The following is a 20610-nucleotide window of genomic DNA, read 5'->3' on the forward strand; positions in this document are numbered from 1 at the left end:
TGACTTCAGTATATAGTTCTGAAGCCAGAAACTAAAACCGGTCTTGCGAAAAGTAACCTCCAGAGGGAATGACTGCAGCGCTTAAACTGGTGATATAAAAACAATGAAGGACATTGCACATGAATGTTTCAGTCAATAACGCCTCCATCGACTTTTCAGAGTTCCGAGCCAGTTGGCGTGTACTGATCCTGGCACTGTTAGGTATAGGCATCAGTATTAACTCCTCATTGCTCTACGGCTTCGGAACGCTGGTTGTTCCTCTGGAAGAAGCCTTTGGCTGGAGCAGAAGTGCCCTGCAGGTAGCCGTTACCTTCCTGTTCGTGGGCGCGGTCATCTCGCTGCAGTTGGTAGGCTGGTTCAATTTGCGTTTCGGCATCAAGAAAGTAACCGCAGTCTCCATGTCATTGACGGTGCTGGGTTACTTGGGGGCCACGCAGATAGGCGGGTCGGTCTGGAGCCTTTATCTGGCATTCACCATCATTCCAATATTGAGCATTGGCAACCTGGCGGTCAGCTGGACGCAGTTACTCAACATGTGGTTTGAGAAGAATCGCGGCCTTGCATTGGCCATTGGCCTATCCGGAACCGGGCTGGCCGCCGCGACCATCCCGCCGTTGCTTTCCTGGGGTATTGGCATTTGGGGCTGGCAATCGGCATTTATCATACTGGCCATGCTCAACCTGTTTCTGTTGTTGCCCCTGACCATCTGGTGGTTTTCGGTACCCAAGCCCAAGAGCCATGCCAGCGCAGCTAGCAAGCAGGCTGCCCAGCGCAGCAATGCTGGTATGACCTTCAAGGAAGGTTTCACCTCGAAAAAATTCTGGATCTGCAATATCGCCCTGGTACTGGTAATTTCGGTAGTTATCGGCATGGTTACCAACACCGTACCAATTTTGCGCGACATGGGACTGTCTGCAGAAGAAGCCGGTCTGATTTTCGGTGGCTTTGGCATTTCACTGGTTTTTGGCCGGATTCTGGTCGGTTATTTACTGGATCGCGTCTGGCCTCCAGGCATATCGGCCCTGAGTCTAGCCATGCCAGCCCTTGGCTGCGTCATTCTGCTCAGTGGCACCACCGACTTTACCCTACTCCTGCTGGCAGCGATTTCGTTTGGCTTTGGCGCAGGCGCCGAATTTGATATTGCCGCCTTTCTAATTGCGCGCTATTTCGGACTTAAAGAATACGGTCGCCTGTTCGGATTCCACATCGGCCTGCTGACCGCCACCTCGGCCGCTTCACCTTTGCTGTTTGCAGCATTCCTGAGCCAGACAGGCTCCTATACGGCCATGCTTATCTATTGCGCGGTCTGCTCCATCGTAGGGCCGTTAATGCTCCTCACGCTGGGCCGGCCTCCTGTATTTGAAGTATCCCCACCCAAGGCTGCAGTGGCCTAAATCTGTTCACGGAGACGTTTACAATGCCAACAATTACGCTTATCGAACACAACGGCACCCAGCACTCAGTCATGGGTGAGGTCGGCCAATCCGTTATGCAAGCTGCCATGAACGCCATGGTGCCGGGCATTCAAGCCGATTGCGGCGGCGCTTGCAGCTGCGCCACCTGTCACGCCTTCGTCGAAGACGCCTGGACGGACGTCGTTCCGGCGGCGGAGGACGCAGAGCTGGACATGCTGGAGTTCGCCAACGAACGCCAGGAAACCAGCCGCCTGACCTGCCAGTTGACCATTCAGGAAAATATGGACGGCATGGTGCTGCGTTTGCCTGAGTCCCAGTACTGAGCCCCAGGAGCAGATATGACGCTTTCGTCAGTTGTAATTGTCGGTGCCGGCCAAGCCGGATTTCAGGTCGCTGCGTCGCTGCGCCAAGGCGGATTCGCCGGAAGGATTTCCCTGGTGGGAGATGAGCCTGGCCTGCCTTATCAGCGTCCGCCCTTGTCCAAGGCCTACCTGCTGGGCAAGATCAAGTCAGAAAACCTGGTCTTCCGGCCTGCCGCGTTTTTTGATCAACAGCAGATCGAACTGATTCAAGGTAAAGCGGTGATTATTGATCGCCAGAATCAGCGGGTGGTACTGGAAAGCGAAAAGGCACTGGAATATGACCATCTGGTTCTGGCAACCGGAGCCCACAACCGGCCGCTTTCGATCCCGGGGGAACACCTTGAAGGCGTGTTCGGTATCAAAACCCTCGCGGATGCCGACGCATTGGCGCCCAGGGCCAAGGACGCCAAGAATGTAGTAGTGATCGGCTGCGGGTTTATCGGACTGGAATTCGCCGCGGTAGCCGCAGCGCAAGGTGCCAGCGTGCAGGTAATCGACCGCGGTGACCGTCTCATGGCGAGAGCGATTTCTCCGCAGATGTCCGACTTGTTCCTCAAGGCGCACGAGTCCTGGGGCGTCAAATTTCACTTCAGCCAGGCGGTCGATCAAATCATCGGAGAGAACGGCAAGGCCATCGGCGTGGAAAAGGCGGACGGCGAAGTACTTCCCGCCGATCTGGTGGTTTACGGCATAGGCGTTATCCCGAATATCACTCTTGCCACCGAAGCTGGATTGGAAATAGAAAACGGTATAAAGGTCGACGCTGACCTTTTGACTAATGACCCGCACATTTCCGCCATTGGCGACGTAGCCTGTTTTCCCTGTGTTCATAATCATGGCGAGCATACCCGTATCGAGTCGGTTCCAAACGCCATGGACCAGGCGAGAGCGGTATCGGCAAGGCTGCTGGGTAAAGCCGCCCCGTTTGTCGCAACGCCCTGGTTCTGGACCGATCAGGGCAATCTGAAACTGCAGATTGTCGGTCTGTCCACCGGATACGACAGTACCGTGACCCTGGGATCGATGGAGTCGAACCAGTTCTCTGTGCTGTGCTTTCGCAGGGATCATCTGGTCGCTGTCGAATCGTGCAACCGCTCCGGAGATCACCTGGCAGGCAAGAAGATTCTTTCTCGTCCGCCGGAGCTCACAGCTGCCGAAGCCAGTGCATCTGACTTCGATCTGAAAGCCTGGGAAATGGCTCATCGTCTTTAATCATTGATTGTTTAACCCCGGATACTCAAAAGGTTGAAGGGGTTTTTCAATTCAGGAGCCAGCACGCTTTGGACACCAGCACCACAGCCCCCATGCGGCTCACGCTGTCAATCACCTTTATCGTCTGCTTCAACTTCATGTCTTACGTGGCCAATGGACTGCCTTTGGCGGTACTGCCCGGCTTCGTCCTCAACGAATTGGAATTCAACACTGTCTGGGCTGGCATCGTAATCGGTACGCAATATGTGTCGACTCTACTGTCTCGACCACTGGCCGGCGTGCTGGCCGATCGCTTGGGCGCCAAATGTGCAGTCATCATTGGACTAACTGGCCTTACTGTTTGCGGAATGCTGACCACATTGGCGATTGTGATGTATGCCTCGCCTTGGCTCAGTGTCTCGATCCTGCTCGGCGCCCGCGTAATTCAAGGCATCGCTTCAGCGATGATCTCCACTCCCTGCTGTACCTGGGCCATCGGATTGCACGGCAAGCCGCATACCGCGCGAGTAATGTCCTGGAACGGCATTGCCGCCTATGGCGGTATCGCCGTCGGCGCGCCCTTGGGGGTGCTGATCAGCGACCGATTCAGCCTGGCCAGCATCGGGTTGTGCATCGTATTGCTCGGCTTGCTTGCGCTACTCTTGGCGGTAGTCAGACGCCCCGCGCCGCTGTTGCGCGGCGAGCGGCTGCCCTTTATCGATGTATTCTGTTCGGTATTGCCCAACGGCTTGGCACTGGCCTGCAGCTCGGCCGGTTTCGGCAGCCTGACCGCCTTCATCGCGCTGTATTTTGACAGCCTCGGCTGGGTGAACGCCGCCTGGTGCCTGACCGGCTTCGGCATAGCCTTTATTCTCGCCAGGCTCGCGACGCCCAATGTGGTGCTACGTTTCGGTGGCTACCCGGTCGTAACCCTGTGCCTGTTGATACAAGGGCTGGGGCTGTTGTTCGTCTGGCTGGCGCCTTCGCCCGAGATCGCGATTCTCGGTGCCTCCCTGACCGGGCTGGGGGTGTCTTGGGTGTATCCCGGACTGGCGGTGGAAACCCTTGCGCGTACCCCGGACGCTAATCGCAACTCCGCGCTGAGCGCGCTTTCGCTGTTCTTCGATCTGGCGGTGGGGTTGGCAGGTCCCTTGATGGGGCTGCTCGCTGCGAGCTTGGGACTTGCCCAAGTGTTTCTTGCCTCAGCGTTGCTGTCAGGCATTGGTTTTATACTGGTGCTGGCCCTGCGCAGAGCGGCACGCCCGCCAGTTCAGAACCGCTATCCAGCCGCATCACTGCCATCTCGCCCGCATCGATCAGAGTAATGGGTGAATCGGAGATCGCCGCACCAGTTATCCGGCGACAACGCCTGCTCGCCGCCGGAGGCACCTGTTCCATGACCGTCACGCTATAGAAGCATGGTGGGCAGGAGCGCTCCTGAGCCGTATAAATTTTATTCTGCAGGAAAAATACGATTCTCTATCTGGATTTAAAGGAGCTGCTCTGCTACCTTGGCCAGCCTGTTTTTGCTGCCCAGGCACGCGCAAAGCTCCGGAGTTGGCCCTTGATCTTTTCATGCTGATCGTCTTTTCATGACACATTCCGAACCAAGGCCTTTCTTCCCCGGCTGGTTGTTCCTGCTCGCCATGATGACCGCCCTGTCGCCGTTGTCCGTTGACCTGTACCTGCCCGCTTTTCCGGCCATAGCTCAAAGTCTCGGTGTCCAGTCAGCGGATGTGCAGATAACCCTTGCCGTTTTTCTGTTCGGGATGTCCCTCGGGCAACTAATTTACGGCCCCTTGAGTGATCGCTACGGGCGCAAGCCACCTCTGTATTTCGGCCTGACGCTGTTTATTCTCGCTTCCGTCGGCTGCATGTTGGCCACAGATCTGACCACTCTGACGGTGGCCCGGTTTCTCCAGGCCCTGGGCGGCAGCGCGGGCGTGGTCGTCGGTCGCGCTGTGATCCGCGACCGCACCACTACAGCGCAGGCTGCCTGGGCTTTCTCGATGTTGATGCTGGCGCTTGGGTTGGCCCCTATCCTCGCCCCGGTGCTCGGCAGCCTGCTGTTGGAAATCATGGGCTGGCGAGAGATATTCGCCATTTTGGCGATTGCCGGCTCGATTCTGATCCTGGCCATGCATTTCACCATGCGCGAAACACTGTCCAGACATGCCGCCGAGCGCCTTGGTGTGGCGGGCACGTTCAAGCGCTACGCCGATCTACTCCGAGACCGGCAGTTCATCATGTATGTGCTTATCGGTGCCCTGCCATTCGGCGGGATGTTTGCTTACGTCGCAGGCTCTCCGTACGTCATCATTGAACTCTATGAGGTGCCCGCCGTGCATTTTGGATGGTTCTTCGGGATGAACGCGTTCGGCATGATCGCAGGCTCCCAGGTCAACGCGCGGCTGGTAGCACGCTTCGGCCCGGCTGCGCTATTGAATGCCATGCTCTGGCCGCCATTCCTGGCGGCGTCAGTCGCTCTTCTGGCAACTCTGTTGGGGTTTGCCTCCCTGCCGCTGCTGATGGCCTGCTTCTTCGTCTACATGACCTCCATGGGCTTGTTATCGCCGAACGCGGTAGCGCTGGCCATGGCAAGCCAGGGCCAGCGCGCCGGATCGGCGTCAGCGGTCATAGGCGCCATACAGTTCTTCCTCGGTACGCTGGGCGCCATCGCAGTGAGCGTCTGGATCATGCCCAGCGCCGTTCCGTTAACAGCGGTCATGGTGACACTGACGGGCTTCAGTCTGCTTATCCATCAATTCGGCCATCGCCGCAATATTCTCATTCTGCATGGCTCGGACATCGAACAACCTACCCAGCAATAGTGGATCAGTTGATGGCACTTGCAGCCAGCAGCACTTCACGGATAGATCAATTCAGGCGAGCTGTAAAAGAGCGCAAGCAGCTCACCCAAAAAATTCCGTATAAGAAATATACGTCTGAATCTAGAACAACTTCGGTTTCTGCGCTAGGTTTGTGATGATCAAGCGGCTTTAGCCGTCCGTCCGAACTTTCTTCACGGGCAACAACAAGACACCCAGAGGTGCTTATGAGTGAGTCAACATTGCACGGCCTGCGCGTCGTCAGCCTGGGTTCTAGCATCGCGAGCGCTGCAGCGGGTTTGCAGCTGTGCGAAGCGGGCGCCGAGGTGATTCTGGTCGAGCCGCCCGGCAACCCGGCTCGGAGACACGAGGCGCTGTTCGCGGTGCTTAATCGGGGCAAGCGCAGTGTCACGCTGGATATCGACGTGTCGGACGGGCAGCAGCAACTCGAACAGCTGCTGGCCGCCGCCGACGTATTCATCCACGAGTTCACCCCGAAACAGGCCGCGACCCTGACGCTTGACGATGCACAGCTGGCGCAGCGCTTTCCTGATGGAGCCGGTAGATGGCTTCAATCCCAATTGCGCAGCTGGTTTGCCGCTGCCACATGGCGGCGACTGCGACATGCGCCGGCGCATGGGACTGGCCATGGTCGACGCGCTGCTCTGCCTGCATGATCTGGATTATCGAGCCATCGGTCTCGACGACTTCGGGCGCCCCGACGGCTTTCATCAGCGGCAGGTATCCCGCTGGCTGCATCAGCTTGAAAGCGTCGCCGGCTACGCCGGTTGGCCGGGCGCGGGCAGCCTTCCCGGGCTCGACCGGCTGGCGCGCTGGCTGAATGACAACTGCCCGCAACAGTTCAGCTCCGGCATCCTGCACGGCGACTATCACCTTTCCAATGTGATGTTCAGTCGCAAAGGGCCAGAGCTCAGTGCGATCGTTGACTGGGAACTGGCCACCATCGGCGATCCACTACTGGATCTGGCCTGGCTGGTGGTGACATGGCCGGACGCCAGCGGCCGTGGCGCCGGAAGATCGAGGTGCATCCCTGGGAGGGCTTCCCCGCAGCGGACGAGCTGGTGTCGCGCTACGTGGCCGGCAGCTCCCGCAGCTTCGAAGCCCTTACCTGGTATATGGTACTCGCGGCTTTCAAGCTTGGCATTTTTCTTGAAGTCAGCTACGCGCGGGCCTGCGCGGGCAAGGCGTCGATGGAGCACGGCAGAAAACACCACGCCTCGGCACTGCGGCTGTTTGAGGGCGCACTGTCGCGGATCGAGTAACCCTAACCGTTTCCTATCCCGCAGCGGCAGACGGCGCTGCACCACACGAGGGCAGATCCATGCAACTGGCTGGCAAACGCATCATTGTTACCGGCGGCGCGCGCGGCATTGGCGCAGCGATCGTTGAGGCATACATCTCCGAAGGCGCCCATGTGATCAGTCTTGATGTGGGCACTTCGCAAGAGTCGGTGACCGATAAAGAAAGCGGTTGGATGAAAAGCCGGATCTGCGATATCTCCGATTCCCAGTCGGTGGACGAAGCGTTCGACTGGGCCACGGAGCAGTTGGCCGGGCTGGACGTGCTGGTGAATGCTGCCGGAATAGCGCCCAACGCCACTGCTGATGAAATCACTCTGGATGAGTGGGAAAAAGTGTTCGCAGTAAACACCCGCGGCACCTTTCTGACCAACCGCGCGGCCTTCGAGCGTATGCGACAAGATGGCGGGCGGATCATCAATTTCGCCTCGGCCGCCGGCGTGGGCGGCCAGCCTGGCAAGGCGCACTATGCCGCCAGCAAAGGCGCGGTCTTGGCATGGACGCGTACCGTCGCACGCGAGTGGGGTCCGCACGGCATAACCGTTAACGCCATCGCCCCAGCGATATGGACGCCGATGTACGAGGCCACCCGCGCCAGCATGAGCGAGGCCCAGCTTAAGCAGCACGATGCATTCATGGCCAGTCAGATTCCGCTTGGAGGTCGGCTTGGCGATGCCACGCAGGATCTTGCGCCCGTTCTGGTTTTTCTGGCCGGTGAGGGTTCGCGCTTCGTGACGGGCCAGACCCTGATGATTGACGGTGGAATGTTGATGCTGAGTTGAGATAGGGGCCGGGCCGCTAAGTTGCCACGGAGCGGCTTTGACGTTCAGCGGCATCGGTGTATTTTCATCTCATAACCCCTCTCAGAAGGGGTTTTGTTTTACTTGGAGTAAAACGATTCATTCAGCCCTCCTGGCGCATCGTCCACCGCCCCGAAAAACGCACATGGGGCGCGCCACCTCCCGCCGTGCTTGACCTGCAACAACTATCAGCCACCGCCTGAAAAACCTTCATACTAGTCTCTTACATAATTCTTCAATTAGAACCAGATTCTCTATCGTAGATTTATTAGAATTGCTCTGCTAGGTTCAATGCATGGTCAAGGCGCGTGCATATAGCGCTCGTCAATTTAGTTTCAATAATAAAAACAAAAGGTTGTTCGATGAACCATCCAGAATGGCCTTGCACGGCCAGCTCACATTCCCGTGTCATGTATCGATTGCCGGAAAGCTCAACGCTAGAGGGCATTCGTTTCTGTGAACAGCTCCTTCATACCCTGCAGAACGCTTTTCAAGCGCGCCTGAAAAATGCCCTGCCGTCCAGCTGCAGAGCCCTGTTGCTATTCCGGACAGACGTAAAGCGGAGCCATCGTTCAAATAAAAACAATTGGAGAACCATATGAAGCATCGACTGGTGTTACTCGCCGCACTCAGCGGCCTCTCGACATTCTCGCTGGCAGCGGTCAGCCCGCAGGAAGCTGCCGAACTGGGCGAAAGTCTGACACCTTGGGGCGCCGTGAAGGACGGCAATACCGAAGGAACCATCCCCGCTTATACCGGCGGCCTGACCACTGCGCCCGAAGGATTTGAGGCTGGCTCAGGATTCTGGATCGATCCGTTCAAGGACGAAACGCCACTTTTTCGCATCGACGGCAGTAACGTGGGTGAATATGCGGACAAGCTCAGTGAGGGCCAGCAGCGGCTGCTGCGTGACAACCCCGATTACTACCTGGATATTTATCCCAGCCACCGCACCGCCGCGTATCCCCAGGAAGTGATAGACGCAACGATACGTAACGCCACTGAATGCACCATCGAGCAGGATGGATTGGCGGTTGATCCCGCTTGCCGCGGCGGCCTGCCCTTCCCCATTCCACAATCGGGCAATGAGGTTATCTGGAACCAGCAGCTGCGTTACAAGATCGGCTCCGGGTACTCCACAACTGCTTCGTCCAACAGCTGGATCGTGGATTCCAACGGCAGCATTACCAAGGCAGCGGAACAACAAACCTTTGAGGAAATGCCCTATTACCAGATAGACCAGGCAGACCGTAACCCCGAAATGTATGCCCGCGTTTTTTCCCTCAACAGATACCCTGCTCGGCGCGCCGGGGAAGTGACTGTCATGGCAGATTTCCTAAACCCTATCAAACAACCGCGCCGAGCCTGGAGTTATTCACCAGGGCAGCGCCGCATAAAGCTGGCTCCCGAGTTTGCCTTCGATACGCCGGTTGCTAGCCAGGGTGGTGTCACTCTGTTTGATGAACTGCAAATGTTCTCCGGCAGCCAGGAACGCTTCGATTACAAGCTGATTGGCCGCAAGGAAATGTTCATTCCCTATAACGCGTACAACTTTTATTTCGATTGCGACCAGGACGAGCAGATGCTTAAAAATCATGCCAATCCTGAATGCGAGCGCTGGGAACTGCATCGTGTCTGGGTAGTGGAAGCCACCATCAAGCCAGACAGCAGACATGTGTATGCCAAGCGTACCTACTATCTGGATGAAGACACCTTCGGTGTCGGCTTGTACGACGCATGGGACCAACAGGGGAATCTGTACCGGTCGATGTTCCTGAGCGGCGTTCAACTCTACGACCTGGACATTCCCTATAACGTCAAAAACGTAATCTACGACTTCAACAAGGGAATGTACGGCGTGATCAACGATGGGCTGAAGGGCGGTTACAAGTTTGTTTCCACCCCGCTAGCCGAACGGAACATGGCGCCGGAAGCAATCGTATCCCGGAATAGCCAGCGATAACCCACCCCCGACCATCCAATAACAATGAGAATGCTATGCGAACTTTTACAACGATTCCTGAACGTGGCGATTTTGGTTATCAGCAATTGGTTGGCCCCCACAAAGTAACCGGGCCAGCGATGGCCGGTGAACGGGGCTTCTTCGGGTTGCAGTTGAGCAAGAGCTCTCCCTTTGGCTCGGTGCGCGACGAAGAGGGCAACATCTACTCCTTCGTGCGCTCCGTCCTAGCGCCCAACGGCACACCCAATCCGACCAAGTTCATCTATCAGACCAATCATATCGATGGTAAGCATCTGCGCATGGATCATGAGCGTATGGCCGCCCAAGCACCTACGCCCATCCCGGTGCAGACACTGGAAGGCGACACCGTCACCTGGACCAATCAGCCCGACGAGCCCGGCAATTCATGGCAGATCACCGCGTCCAGCGAAAGGCTGACCTGGAAGGAGGAAGGTCTGTTTGAACTTGAAGGCAAATTGCTTGGGCCCGGATTGCAATGGTACTTGCCAGGCGTCGAATGGGGAACCTTTTATGTCTCCCAGCTCTGGGATATCTCGGGAACCTGCGAAGGCCGCCCAGTAAAGGGCGCGATGGCGCTGGATCAGATGTACATGGCCGAAGGCGGCGCCATCCACTTCAAGAAGGACCTGGTGGTAAACAACAAGATGCACGTTATCTGGTGGTCGTTCGTGACGATCTACAAGGATGGTACCTGGGACGCCGGCTCCTTTATGGTCGGCCACGAGAATCTGGGCTACGCCATCTTCATGAATGAAAAAGGCGAGATACGCACCACCACGGACATCGAAGGGACAACGGTTCACAAGGACGGAAGTTACTTCCTGGAATCGGCCCGCATCGTTCTCGAAGGCGAGGAGGAATGGGAATTCCTGCCCGACCCCAAGGGTGAGATGATCGACTTCGTCGGCGGTTTTCCTATCACTGCCCAGCAGGAAGGGCGCTGGCGTCGAGTTGGCGACGATCGCGAACCAGACCGCTGGCTGGCCTGGGGCGAATCGGACCGTCGCAACGGCACAGCCCGCAATGTGCGGGGCGCTGATCTGTAACGCTGCTTCATGCTTGCCTGCTTTGCAGGCAGGCAACTCGATTCGACACTGCGGGAGCAACACATGAGATTCAAAGACAAGGTCGTTCTGGTCACAGGCGCCGGGCGTGGCATGGGCAGAGCCATCGCTTTGGCCTACGCTGCGGAAGGCGCCAAGGTTGTGGTGTCAGCAAGAACCCCGAAATACGGGCAAGAGACGGTCGAGCAGATAAAAGCGCTGAACCGTGAAGCGGCTCTTGTCGGCGGCGATATAGCCGACCGGACAGCGATAAGGTCCATGGTAGAAGGTGCCATCGATCACTTCGCCAAGCTGGATATTGTGGTCCACTGCGCAGCGGATACGGCCCACGGGCTGATCACCGAGATGCCGGACGAGACCTTCGATCATCTGGTACGCAGCAATATACAGTCCCTGTTCTGGCTGGCCAAGGATGCCGCCCCGCACCTCACCAAGGCGGAGGACAAGGGACGCATCATTTTCATTTCCTCCGGCGAGGCCAACCGCAAGTACACCCCAACGCTGATCCCCTACGGTTCGAGCAAAGCCTTCATGAACGCCTTCGCCCGCGGGCTCGCCGTCGAATTCGGTGCACTGAACATTCTAGTCAACGTGGTGGAACCTGGCCTGATCGGTACGGACCATATGTTGAGCACCCTGGGTGACGAGCTACCCCACCTGCTGGCGGAACATTTTCCGGTTCCCCGATTGGGGCAATCGACTGATATCGCTGCGGCGGTGTTGTTCCTGACCTCAAGCGAGGCGGGTTACATCACCGGCACCTCTTTGCTGGTGGATGGCGGAGCCACCATGGTCGCTTTACCCAAGGTCGAAGAATTACTTAAAAAACCATAAAAACAATGCTGATCTCATGCGCCGGCTTTCATGCAGACGCAGGTGCCGCAGGAGTTGCAAAATGTCCGACCATGATCTGTCCCGTCAACCAAGGCTGGATCTCACCGAATTCCGTCTGGGTTGGCGGTTTCTGATTCTCGGCGTGTTTGGCGTTGTTACCAGCATGAGTGCGGCCCTGCTCTATGGCTTCGGCACTATGGTCATCCCGCTTCAGGAGGCCTTTGGCTGGAGCCGCGGCGAATTGCAGGCATCCATTACCTTTCTTTTTGCCGGCGTGGCCGTCGCGTCGCAGTTGCTCGGATGGCTGTACGCCCGATTCGGCTTGCGGCGTGTAGCCATTGTCTCCCTGATTCTGCAGGTTCTGTGCTACGCCGCCCTGACCCAGCTCAATGGCAATATCGCGTGGCTGTATGTCGCGTTCTTCGCCATGCCGCTGCTTTGCCTGGGAACCATTGCCATCACCTGGACCCAACTCATCAGCTTGTGGTACGAGCGCAACCGTGGGTTGGCGCTGGCGATAATCCTGAGCGGGACCGGTGTGGCGGCGTTAATCGTTCCGCCCCTGCTGGCCTGGTGCATGGAACGCTGGGGCTGGCAGGCAGGCTTTGTACTGCTCGCGATCATGCCCCTGGTAACCACGCTCCCGATGGCACTGCTGTGGCTGCACATCCCGACAGCCGAGCCCCGGAGCGTTCAAGGCAAAGCCCACACTGCCCCTCTGGCGGCGACCGGATTCAGCTTTGCCGAAGCGCGCAAATCAAGGATCTTCTGGATGTGCAACGTATCGCTCATTCTGTCCGTATCGCTTATCGTCGCCATGGTCACGGTGATGGTGCCTTACCTGCAGGACAAAGGCGTACCAGCACTTACCGCCAGCCAGATCTTCAGTGCCTTCGGCGCATCAATCATTGTCGGGCGGTTGTTTGTTGGGTACCTGCTCGATCATTACTCGCCCATCGTCATTTCCGCCGCTGCGCTGTTCACCCCGGCCATAGGTTGCCTTATCTTGCTGGTGACGGGGCCCGAGTCTACCGCCCTGCTGGTGCTGGCTACTGTCTGCATAGGTTTAAGCGCGGGCGCGGAATTTGATATAGCCGCTTTTCTCATGGCTCGTTATTTTGGCATGAAGGACTATGCACGCATCTTCGGATTGCACCTGGGTCTGGTCACTATCGTGGCGGGTATGTCTCCGGCTTTTTTCGGCTACATCCATACCCAGTACGGAAACTACGACCCCGTCATCATGTATTCGCTGGTCGCGGCAATGGTGGCATCCTTGACCCTGTTGACGCTGCGCTCGGCTAGCGCATTCCAACCCAAGCCCTATCAAGCCGAAATGGCTTGAGACCGCTCAGGAGCTGGCCTGAAAAGTGCTCGTTGCGGGCCAGCCTCGATCATTGGAACGCCGATGCCGAGCCGGCTCAGACAGTCCGCTCGAACACCCAGGTCTGGGACCTGACATGACAGAGCCGGAAACCCTGACCCATTATCGTGTTGACCACCCTGACGGTGGCCTCATCGCCTATATCCGGTGTATGCAACTCGACCATGATCAGTCGCAGATCATCGGGCAGCTTATCGGGCAACAGCCCTACTTCCGCGCCCTCGATATCCAGCACCAGGACGCTGGGACAGATGCTGGCCAGCAAATCTGAAATCCTTGCGACCGCAGTCTGAACCGGCTCTCCCGAACCATGATCCAGCACCGAACTCCACCAGTATTCATCCTGCACGCGAAGCGTCAGCGTATCGCCTGAATAGTCGTCGGCCACCACGGCCGCCGCAATCAGCCGGCATTTCTGGTCATTAAGCTGGACGTTCTGTCGGATGATCCCATGCATTACCTCGTTGGGCTCGACGATGGTGACCGGATTACCCGAACAGCGAGCCGCCAGCGAACCGGTTATACCCGCACCGCCGCCGCACTCCAGTACACTGTCCCCCGGCCTGACCATTTTCTCGATCAGCTCGAGGTCCGCTTCTTCGTAATCACCGATGGCAAAATAGTAAGCCATGCGCGGACTGAAACCCCTGGCCACCAGCATCTTCAAAGGGTGCAGCGGGTGCTGCAGCACTACAGGCTCCGGCTCGCTGTCGAGCCATTCACGGATTTGTTCGATTTGCTCCAGATCGTCCGGCTGATCATGCGGCCAGACGTTCAAGCCTCGCTGAGAAACGATTTGCCGACGCTCTTCGATGCGCCAGCTCTCCACGAGTTGTTTGCTCATAGGGGATATCCTGGATGGGAATTGCTCGGCCTGGATGGGATTGGCTCGAGTAGAAACGCTAGCGCCAATCATAGCAGAGCTGAGCTGTGCATTTGCACGCAGGCATCGCGCAGGCGTCACGCGCCAACACGCACCAGACGCCGAAAAACCGCAGCGTTACCTGCGGTTGTTTTGAGGGCCAGACTAAAGGGTCAGACTGGTCTGCCCATCACTGCTTGATGAAGTAGCGTACCAGCGTCCTGCCCTGCTCGAACTTGTACAGCTCAATGGTCTCGATAACACCGCTACCGTCGCGCATCACATTCTTGTGGTGGCAGGCGGCTTCGTTGGCGGCGATGATCGACAACTCGACCTCCACGCTGAACTTGCTGTTCTGCTGATCCCACATGCCTTCCAGCACCGCGAAACCTTCCACCACGGGTCGGCCCAGATATTCGATATCCAGCCCGTTGGGGGAAACGTTTCGGTAGTGTTCAAAAAAACCGTCCCGGTCACCGGCGTTCCAGCATTCCAGCTGACCATGCAAAAACTTCTCTATCTGTTTACTATCGACGTTGCTCATTTATCTTCACCTTGTAGGCTAACCCATCGTGGCTTGGCTTGTGCCGCACTTCAGCCCCAGATCGCATGAATGGACTTCGCGCCACGCAGCTGCGCCCCGGCGATCTTCGGCGCGGGCATATCCGGATCCAACCGGATGTTGGGGAGAAGGTCCAGAATGCCGTTGATTGCACAGGTCAGCTCCACCTTGGCAACGAACTGGCCAATGCACATATGCGGACCAAACCCAAACCCCAGCGAAGGACGGGATTTGCGATCCAGGTCGAAAACATCCGGATTGTCGAACGCCTCGTCATCCCGGTTGGCGGAAATCACCATGCACTGGACCATCGAGCCCTTCGGCACCATAACACCCCCAATCTCGACGTCCTTGGAGGCCTGGCGGACCTTGAAGGTCGAAACCGGCTCGTAACGCACGGATTCGTCGATCAACTTGCCTATCAGGCTGCGATCATTGCGGACTCGCTCCAGCAACTCAGGCCGCTCCAGCAGCAGCGTCATCACCGAGCTGAACGTCCGGGTAGTGGTTTCCCCTGCGGCGGGTAGCAGCGAACGGACGAAGGTGGTCACCTCATGATCATCCAGTGCCCGTCCCTCATATTCCGCGTTGATCAGCCTACTAATCAAATCTTGACCTTGAGAGCCCTCGGCACGCTTGGAGATGACGACCTCTTTGATTGCATCGTAAAGGCTCTTCACTGCCTGGCCAGCCAGAGCACCATAAATTTTGGCTTTTTCCGGGTCGATCTGGTTGGCCGCCACAATCGCAAGGGCCCAACTGGCGTATTTCTTGAATTTTTCTGGGTCATCGGCTGGAAAGCCCATCAGCTCATACATGACGCGGATCGGGAAATAGAGGCCAAAGTCCATTAAATTGGCTTTCTTGTTCGCCACCATGGGCAGCAAAAAATCTTCGCGGATGACCCGGTCAATCTCGGGTCGCCATTCATTTACGGTTTGTGGCATGAACACCGGCTGGAGTAGCGCTCGCGTGCGACGGTGCTGCTCACCATCCATCGCCAGGACTATCAAGCCGTCAAAAAAAGCGCCCAGCCCTTCGGCAATAAAGCCGCTGGTGAAAGTATCAGCGTCGCGCAGTACCGCTATCACGTCCTTGTACCGGAATAGTGTCACTGCGCACCTGGGCGCCTTGGCGCTCGCATTGGTCGGCACCTTGAGGTAGGTATCGACGAAGTCCCCCTGCATTACCGGTTCGTTACGGCGCTTTTCTCTGCAAAGGCCATGGATATCGACGTCCGAGCCAAGATAGGTGTCCGAGACCGCATGGTAGGCGGCTTCGATATCAAATTCCTGAGTTGCGAGTGACATAGGTTGTCTCCTGGTAAGAGTGAGTTTCTTGTTATGGACCGCTAGGGGTTCTTCGCCAGATAACTGGCCACGCGCTTGGCTGCCAGCCGGCCAGCCATGCCATTCACGCCGCCACCGGGGTGGATGCCGGCACTGCCCAGATACAGTCCCGCCACCGGCAGAGTGTCGCCACCCAGTCCGTGAGCCGGGCGCATAGTGCTGGAGCGCATGGAAGTGGTGTCAATATGTACGACACAGCCATTCACTGTGTTCAAACGGGCGGTAAAGTCGGGTGCGGCTTCGATCCGCCGTCCTATGACATGTCCCTTGATACCCTCTACATAGGCCGAGAGCTGATCGATTACCTGATCCGCCACGGCTTCCCTGATGTTATCCCACCCTTCCTTCGGATTGACCGGCATGACCGGAGGATAGATATAGATCACGTCCTGGCCGACCGGAGCCTGGGAAGGGTCTGCCGCGCTGGGAACCGCCAGGGTGATGTACGGGAGAGTGGGCACTTCGCCCCGGGCGCAGGCCGCAAAGTTTTCCAGCACGGCTTCTTCGGTGCCGATCAGTAGGCAGGTCTTGCGCAGATCAATGCCGTCGCCCCGGGCTGCTTCGAAGCGCGGCACAGAAATCTGACCGTCCAGCGCCACATCAACCTTGAGCGGTCCGGAGCCTTTGGCGTTGGCCGGCGCCATGGCGATACGGGTGAGCAGGTGCCTTGGCATCTCGCCAGCAGTCACCATTTCCAAAGCCACCTTGGGATGGCAGCCGGCGATCACTGAACGAGCCGTGAATTCGCGCCCATCGGCCAGCTTAACGCCCTTCACCATACCCTGGCTGGAGACGATTTCCGTCACGGTTGCAGAGGTGATGACCTGTCCGCCCAGCTCTTCGAGCCTGGCGCGCATGGCATTGCTCAGTTGCTGCATGCCGCCGAGCACACGACCCACACCAAAGCGGTGAAGAAAGCCCAGCAAGGCATAGTAGATGCCGCCGCCGTCAGCAGTGATATCACCGGCCAGGCCGGTCAAGGCGCACATCGCGGAAATGGTTACAGGATGTTCAAAGCGTTCACGCGCAGCCTGGTGAGCGGAGCCTGTCATCAAAGCCATCAATTCAGGCTTGAGTTTGCGATTTTTCAGGGCGCTGCCCACGATTTTCAGCTTGGCACTCAGGTTCAGTTTGGCCGGATCAACACGCATCATTGGAAGCGCAATTTCGAGAAACATGTCAATAACGTTCATGAACTCCAGAAATGCCTCGGCATCTTTCTTACTGTAGCGCCTGATCTCCGCAGCGGTTTTCAGGCGGTCTCGCCAGAACACCAGCGAGCTCCCATCCGGGTGGAGATACACATACCCTGGCGCCAGTTCGATCGCCTTGAATCCGTGGCGCTCAAGGTCCAGTTCCTGGGGCACGTGAGAGTGAACACGCATCGACATCATGTCCAAAGCACAAGGGTGTACCAGATGCTCGGGCGCTTCAGGGATTAGATATCCCGACGATGCCATGCCACCCACTTTGTCGAGCGCCTCAAGCACCAGGGTTTTTTTCCCTTCAAGGCCGAGGTAACAGCCCGCCGACAGCCCGTTGGTGCCGCCACCAACAATAATCACGTCAAAATCAATCTTGTTGTTATTCATGGTTGTATCCCTTTCAAGCCTCTGCGCTGAGTCATGGCATGACCACACACCTGAGAATGATGAGCACCCTATAACAAGGTCCGATCAGGTGCTGCGCAACCGTTTTACTCTGAGTAAAACGATTAGCGCTGCACAAGAGGTCCCCATCAAAAGTGCCTTTACCATAGCACCTGCAATTCTTGTTGCAGAATTTTAATCTGCATATGGAATTATAAAAAAATCTCTGATAGGGTCTACCCAGGCATTGCTAACAGTCCGAACGAGCTATCCGATGTTCTTCGAGGCTGCGCAACAGGCAATCAGCCGCTAGAAAATAAAAATAACAGGACAGAACAATGAGAGCAGATCTGGATCATTCCGGACGGTCATCATGGTCAGTTGATTTATCAGCGCTTTTTCAAGTGCTAGTGGATCAATGCAGCCCGCGCTTTCCCCACACTATCTCAAATCAGACATTTCCCATCTGCAGTGGTAGCGGAGCTATGGGTCCTTCGATCGCTGTCGGCGATGGGCTTGGATCCAGCAATACTCCCTCTAACAACATCAATAACGGAGAACTCTCATGAAACTGAAGATCGCTATCGGCCTCTTACTGAGCGGGATATCTGCTGCCTCCTTCGCGGCCGTCAGCCCTGAAGAGGCACAAAAACTCGGACAAAGCCTGACACCTCTCGGGGCAATCCAGGCGGGCAACGCCGACGGAAGTATTCCTGCTTATGAAGGCGGACTGCGCACCGCCCCTGAAGGCTTCCAGCCAGACAGCGGTTTCTGGGTGGATCCGTTCAAAGACGAAGAGCCCCTGTATCGCATTACTTCGGCCAACATGGCTGAGTATGCCGATCTGCTGAGCGCAGGGCAGAAGGAAGTGCTGCAGCGAAATCCCGAATATTACATGGATATCTTTCCTACCCATCGGACAGCGGCCTATCCGAAGGAAGTGATGGAAGCGAGCATCCGTAACGCCACTACCTGCGAAACCTACAAGGAAGGTCTGGCACTTGAAACCGACTGCCGCGGAGGGATTCCCTTCCCAATTGCGAATACCGGCAACGAGATGATGTGGAACCTGTTGGTGCGATACAACGACGGTAAATACGGAACCACTACCTCCGCTTCCAATACTTGGGTAGTAGACCGCAACGGCACCGTTACTCGTACAGCTACCCAGTCGACCTTCGTCGAGCGCCCTTATTACCAGATCGACGTTCCCGGTCGCGATCCGGAATTGTTCTACCGTGTCTATTCCCTAACCAAAGCGCCTGCGCGCAAGGCCGGAGAACTGACAGGCCTGATGGACTTCCTTGACCCGACCCAGCAGCCACGTCGTGCGTGGAGCTACACGCCAGGCCAGCGCCGCGTGAAATTGGCCCCGGAATTCAATTACGACACGCCGGTCGGTAGCATGGGTGGTCTGGAGCTGTTCGACGAACTCTTCATGTTCTCTGGCGTGCAGGACCGGTTTGATTTCAAACTGGTTGGCAGAAAAGAGATGCTGATTCCTTACAACGCCTACAAGTTCTACTTCAACTGCGATGATCAGTTCAAGACCTCACATGCTAATCCGGAATGCGAGCGCTGGGAGAAGCATCGCGTCTGGGAAGTTGAAGCAACGCTCAAGCCTGGCATGCGTCACGTTTACAGCAAGCGCACTTACTATCTTGACGAAGACACCTATGGAGCCGGCCTGTACGACGCATGGGACCAGAATGGTGAGCTGTACCGCTCGATGATGATGGGCGGTGTGCAGTTCTATGACCACGACATTCCCTATATCGTTAAACACACCATATTTGATTTCAACAAGGGCATGTACGGGATCATCAACGACGGCATGGACGGCGGTTATCGTGTGCTGACAGAAGCCAGAAGCGAGCGAGAGCTGAATCCGGAAGCGATCGTGTCCCGTGAATCACAGCGCTAATTGAACGACCCGAGAGCCCTTCAGTTGCATTCGCAGCTGAAGGGCTTTTTCTTTGCAATAAGGAATCAACTATGCGGCAAATCAAACTGACGTGGAATGTCAGCCATCTCACGCCCTATTCCGTACCCGTTACCCTGTCGGGTTCATTGTTCGCCCCAGACGAAGCAATAGCGACCGAACGCCCGGTTGACCTGCTGGTGTGCCTGCATGGCGGCAGCTGTTCCGGTGAGTACTACCATCCGAGCTATCTGGACCACTCCTACAGTTTCGCCAGATTCATGACCGAACGCGGCTATCTGGTGTTGGCGCTGGACACCCTCGGAATGGGCAACAGCAGCAAACCCGAACCTGAAAAACAACTGACGCTGGAGGTGATTGCCGCTGCCAGCGACTTTGCGGCACGGCAAACCGCTGTCGCCCTGCTGGACGGTGAATGGCTGCAACTGCCACCGCATAGCAAGCTGCGTGTGTCCGGCCTGGGCCATTCGATGGGCGGGATGCTGTCGGTTTATCAACAAGGGCGCTTCCAAAGCTTTGAGCGACTGATCGTTGCTGGGTGGAGCAACCTGCCTCTGGAGCTTGGTGACACTGACGTAGCCAGCGTGCAGGCGAGCCTTTCCGATGGTGGCTACATTCCGACTGATCGGCAGACAATGCGTGGATTCTTTCACCTGTCTGATGTGCCGGAGGACCTGATAGCGCGCGACGACCAGCACGCCGGCCTCACGCCCGTGACGCTCGCTCTGGCGGCGCTTACCCCTGGTGCGGTGGAGGACCAAGCTGGTGCCATCGAGTGTCCGGTGCTGCTGCTTTACGGCGAAGTGGATGTCAGCCCTGACCCGCAACGCGAAGCCTCATTCTACCCCCATACCAGTGACCGAACGGTCACTCTCATCGGACATGCGGCTCATATGCATAACATGGCCTCCTCACGATTGCAGATATGGCAGGCAATGGATACCTGGCTGCAGGCGCACTGAGCCGCCGACTGTTCTATGGTCCCGGCCAGGTTGGTCCGGCCAAGGCGTCCGGCCAGGTTAGCGGTCTCGGTCCGGTTTGGCTCTGCCCGGTGACCAAGCAGGCGAACAAATTCTCCGCAACACGCAGTGCCGAGCCCATTACTGCGCAGAGCAGTTTATCGAT

At 57.1% G+C, this 20610-nt stretch carries 18 protein-coding genes and 1 pseudogene; 15 read left to right on the forward strand and 4 right to left on the reverse strand.

Translation table 11 applies throughout. The features are described from left to right. Nucleotides 1-119 precede the first annotated feature (119 nt). From INT39_RS08070 to INT39_RS08125, 13 genes and pseudogenes are all read left to right on the forward strand, one after another. A complete protein-coding gene (locus tag INT39_RS08070; RefSeq protein WP_193073414.1) occupies nucleotides 120-1394 on the forward strand; it encodes an MFS transporter in 1275 nt (424 codons plus the stop codon). A gap of 23 nt (nucleotides 1395-1417) precedes the next feature. Then, on the forward strand, nucleotides 1418-1738 hold the full coding sequence (locus INT39_RS08075; RefSeq protein WP_193073415.1) for a 2Fe-2S iron-sulfur cluster-binding protein: 321 nt from the start codon (nucleotides 1418-1420) through the stop codon (nucleotides 1736-1738). 15 nt (nucleotides 1739-1753) lie between these two features. Then, a complete protein-coding gene (locus INT39_RS08080) occupies nucleotides 1754-2989 on the forward strand; it encodes an NAD(P)/FAD-dependent oxidoreductase (protein WP_193073416.1) in 1236 nt (411 codons plus the stop codon). 68 nt (nucleotides 2990-3057) lie between these two features. Continuing rightward, complete coding sequence (locus INT39_RS08085) at nucleotides 3058-4293, forward strand: MFS transporter (protein ID WP_264299094.1); 1236 nt, start codon at nucleotides 3058-3060, stop codon at nucleotides 4291-4293. Between the two features lie 267 nt (nucleotides 4294-4560). Next, complete coding sequence (locus tag INT39_RS08090; protein WP_193073417.1) at nucleotides 4561-5799, forward strand: multidrug effflux MFS transporter; 1239 nt, start codon at nucleotides 4561-4563, stop codon at nucleotides 5797-5799. 224 nt (nucleotides 5800-6023) lie between these two features. Continuing rightward, nucleotides 6024-6473, forward strand: coding sequence for a CoA transferase (locus INT39_RS08095; protein WP_226944613.1), 450 nt, complete (start codon nucleotides 6024-6026; stop codon nucleotides 6471-6473). Further along, a pseudogene (locus tag INT39_RS22470) lies at nucleotides 6445-6759 on the forward strand (phosphotransferase); the annotation flags it as partial. The gene INT39_RS08095 and the pseudogene INT39_RS22470, both read left to right, overlap by 29 nt. 41 nt (nucleotides 6760-6800) lie before the next feature. Next, nucleotides 6801-7079, forward strand: a complete 279-nt coding sequence (locus INT39_RS22475) for a hypothetical protein (protein ID WP_226944627.1) — start codon at nucleotides 6801-6803, stop codon at nucleotides 7077-7079. 59 nt (nucleotides 7080-7138) lie between these two features. After that, nucleotides 7139-7897, forward strand: a complete 759-nt coding sequence (locus INT39_RS08105; RefSeq protein WP_193073418.1) for an SDR family NAD(P)-dependent oxidoreductase — start codon at nucleotides 7139-7141, stop codon at nucleotides 7895-7897. A gap of 616 nt (nucleotides 7898-8513) precedes the next feature. Next, nucleotides 8514-9878 carry a DUF1329 domain-containing protein gene (locus tag INT39_RS08110; RefSeq protein ID WP_193073419.1) on the forward strand — a complete coding sequence of 455 codons (1365 nt, stop codon included), beginning with the start codon at nucleotides 8514-8516 and terminating at the stop codon, nucleotides 9876-9878. A 35-nt stretch (nucleotides 9879-9913) separates the two neighbouring features. Next, entirely contained in the window at nucleotides 9914-10945 is a 1032-nt protein-coding gene (locus INT39_RS08115; protein WP_193073420.1) for a hypothetical protein, read from the forward strand. Nucleotides 10946-11008: 63 nt separating this feature from the next. Then, a complete protein-coding gene (locus INT39_RS08120) occupies nucleotides 11009-11797 on the forward strand; it encodes an SDR family NAD(P)-dependent oxidoreductase (protein WP_193073421.1) in 789 nt (262 codons plus the stop codon). Between the two features lie 61 nt (nucleotides 11798-11858). Further along, nucleotides 11859-13142 carry an MFS transporter gene (locus INT39_RS08125; protein ID WP_193073422.1) on the forward strand — a complete coding sequence of 428 codons (1284 nt, stop codon included), beginning with the start codon at nucleotides 11859-11861 and terminating at the stop codon, nucleotides 13140-13142. A gap of 76 nt (nucleotides 13143-13218) precedes the next feature. Here the strand turns inward: INT39_RS08125 and INT39_RS08130 are convergent, their stop codons facing one another. From INT39_RS08130 to INT39_RS08145, 4 genes are all read right to left on the reverse strand, one after another. After that, nucleotides 13219-14025, reverse strand: coding sequence for an FkbM family methyltransferase (locus INT39_RS08130; protein WP_193073423.1), 807 nt, complete (start codon nucleotides 14023-14025; stop codon nucleotides 13219-13221). 208 nt (nucleotides 14026-14233) lie between these two features. Next, a complete protein-coding gene (locus INT39_RS08135) occupies nucleotides 14234-14587 on the reverse strand; it encodes a nuclear transport factor 2 family protein (RefSeq protein WP_193073424.1) in 354 nt (117 codons plus the stop codon). Nucleotides 14588-14637: 50 nt separating this feature from the next. Then, nucleotides 14638-15915: a cytochrome P450 gene (locus tag INT39_RS08140; RefSeq protein ID WP_193073425.1), complete on the reverse strand. Its 1278-nt coding sequence runs from the start codon at nucleotides 15913-15915 to the stop codon at nucleotides 14638-14640. Nucleotides 15916-15956: 41 nt separating this feature from the next. Beyond that, on the reverse strand, nucleotides 15957-17546 hold the full coding sequence (locus INT39_RS08145; RefSeq protein ID WP_193073426.1) for a phytoene desaturase family protein: 1590 nt from the start codon (nucleotides 17544-17546) through the stop codon (nucleotides 15957-15959). Nucleotides 17547-18108: 562 nt separating this feature from the next. Here INT39_RS08145 and INT39_RS08150 point away from each other — a divergent pair. Both INT39_RS08150 and INT39_RS08155 read left to right on the forward strand, forming a co-directional pair. Then, on the forward strand, nucleotides 18109-19467 hold the full coding sequence (locus INT39_RS08150; protein WP_193073427.1) for a DUF1329 domain-containing protein: 1359 nt from the start codon (nucleotides 18109-18111) through the stop codon (nucleotides 19465-19467). 71 nt (nucleotides 19468-19538) lie between these two features. Further along, the gene (locus INT39_RS08155) at nucleotides 19539-20447 is read left to right on the forward strand and encodes an alpha/beta hydrolase (protein WP_193073428.1); all 909 of its coding nucleotides are present in this window, start codon (nucleotides 19539-19541) and stop codon (nucleotides 20445-20447) included. The last annotated feature ends 163 nt before the right edge of the window (nucleotides 20448-20610 follow it).

The sequence above is a fragment of the Pseudomonas sp. FME51 genome (assembly GCF_014897305.1).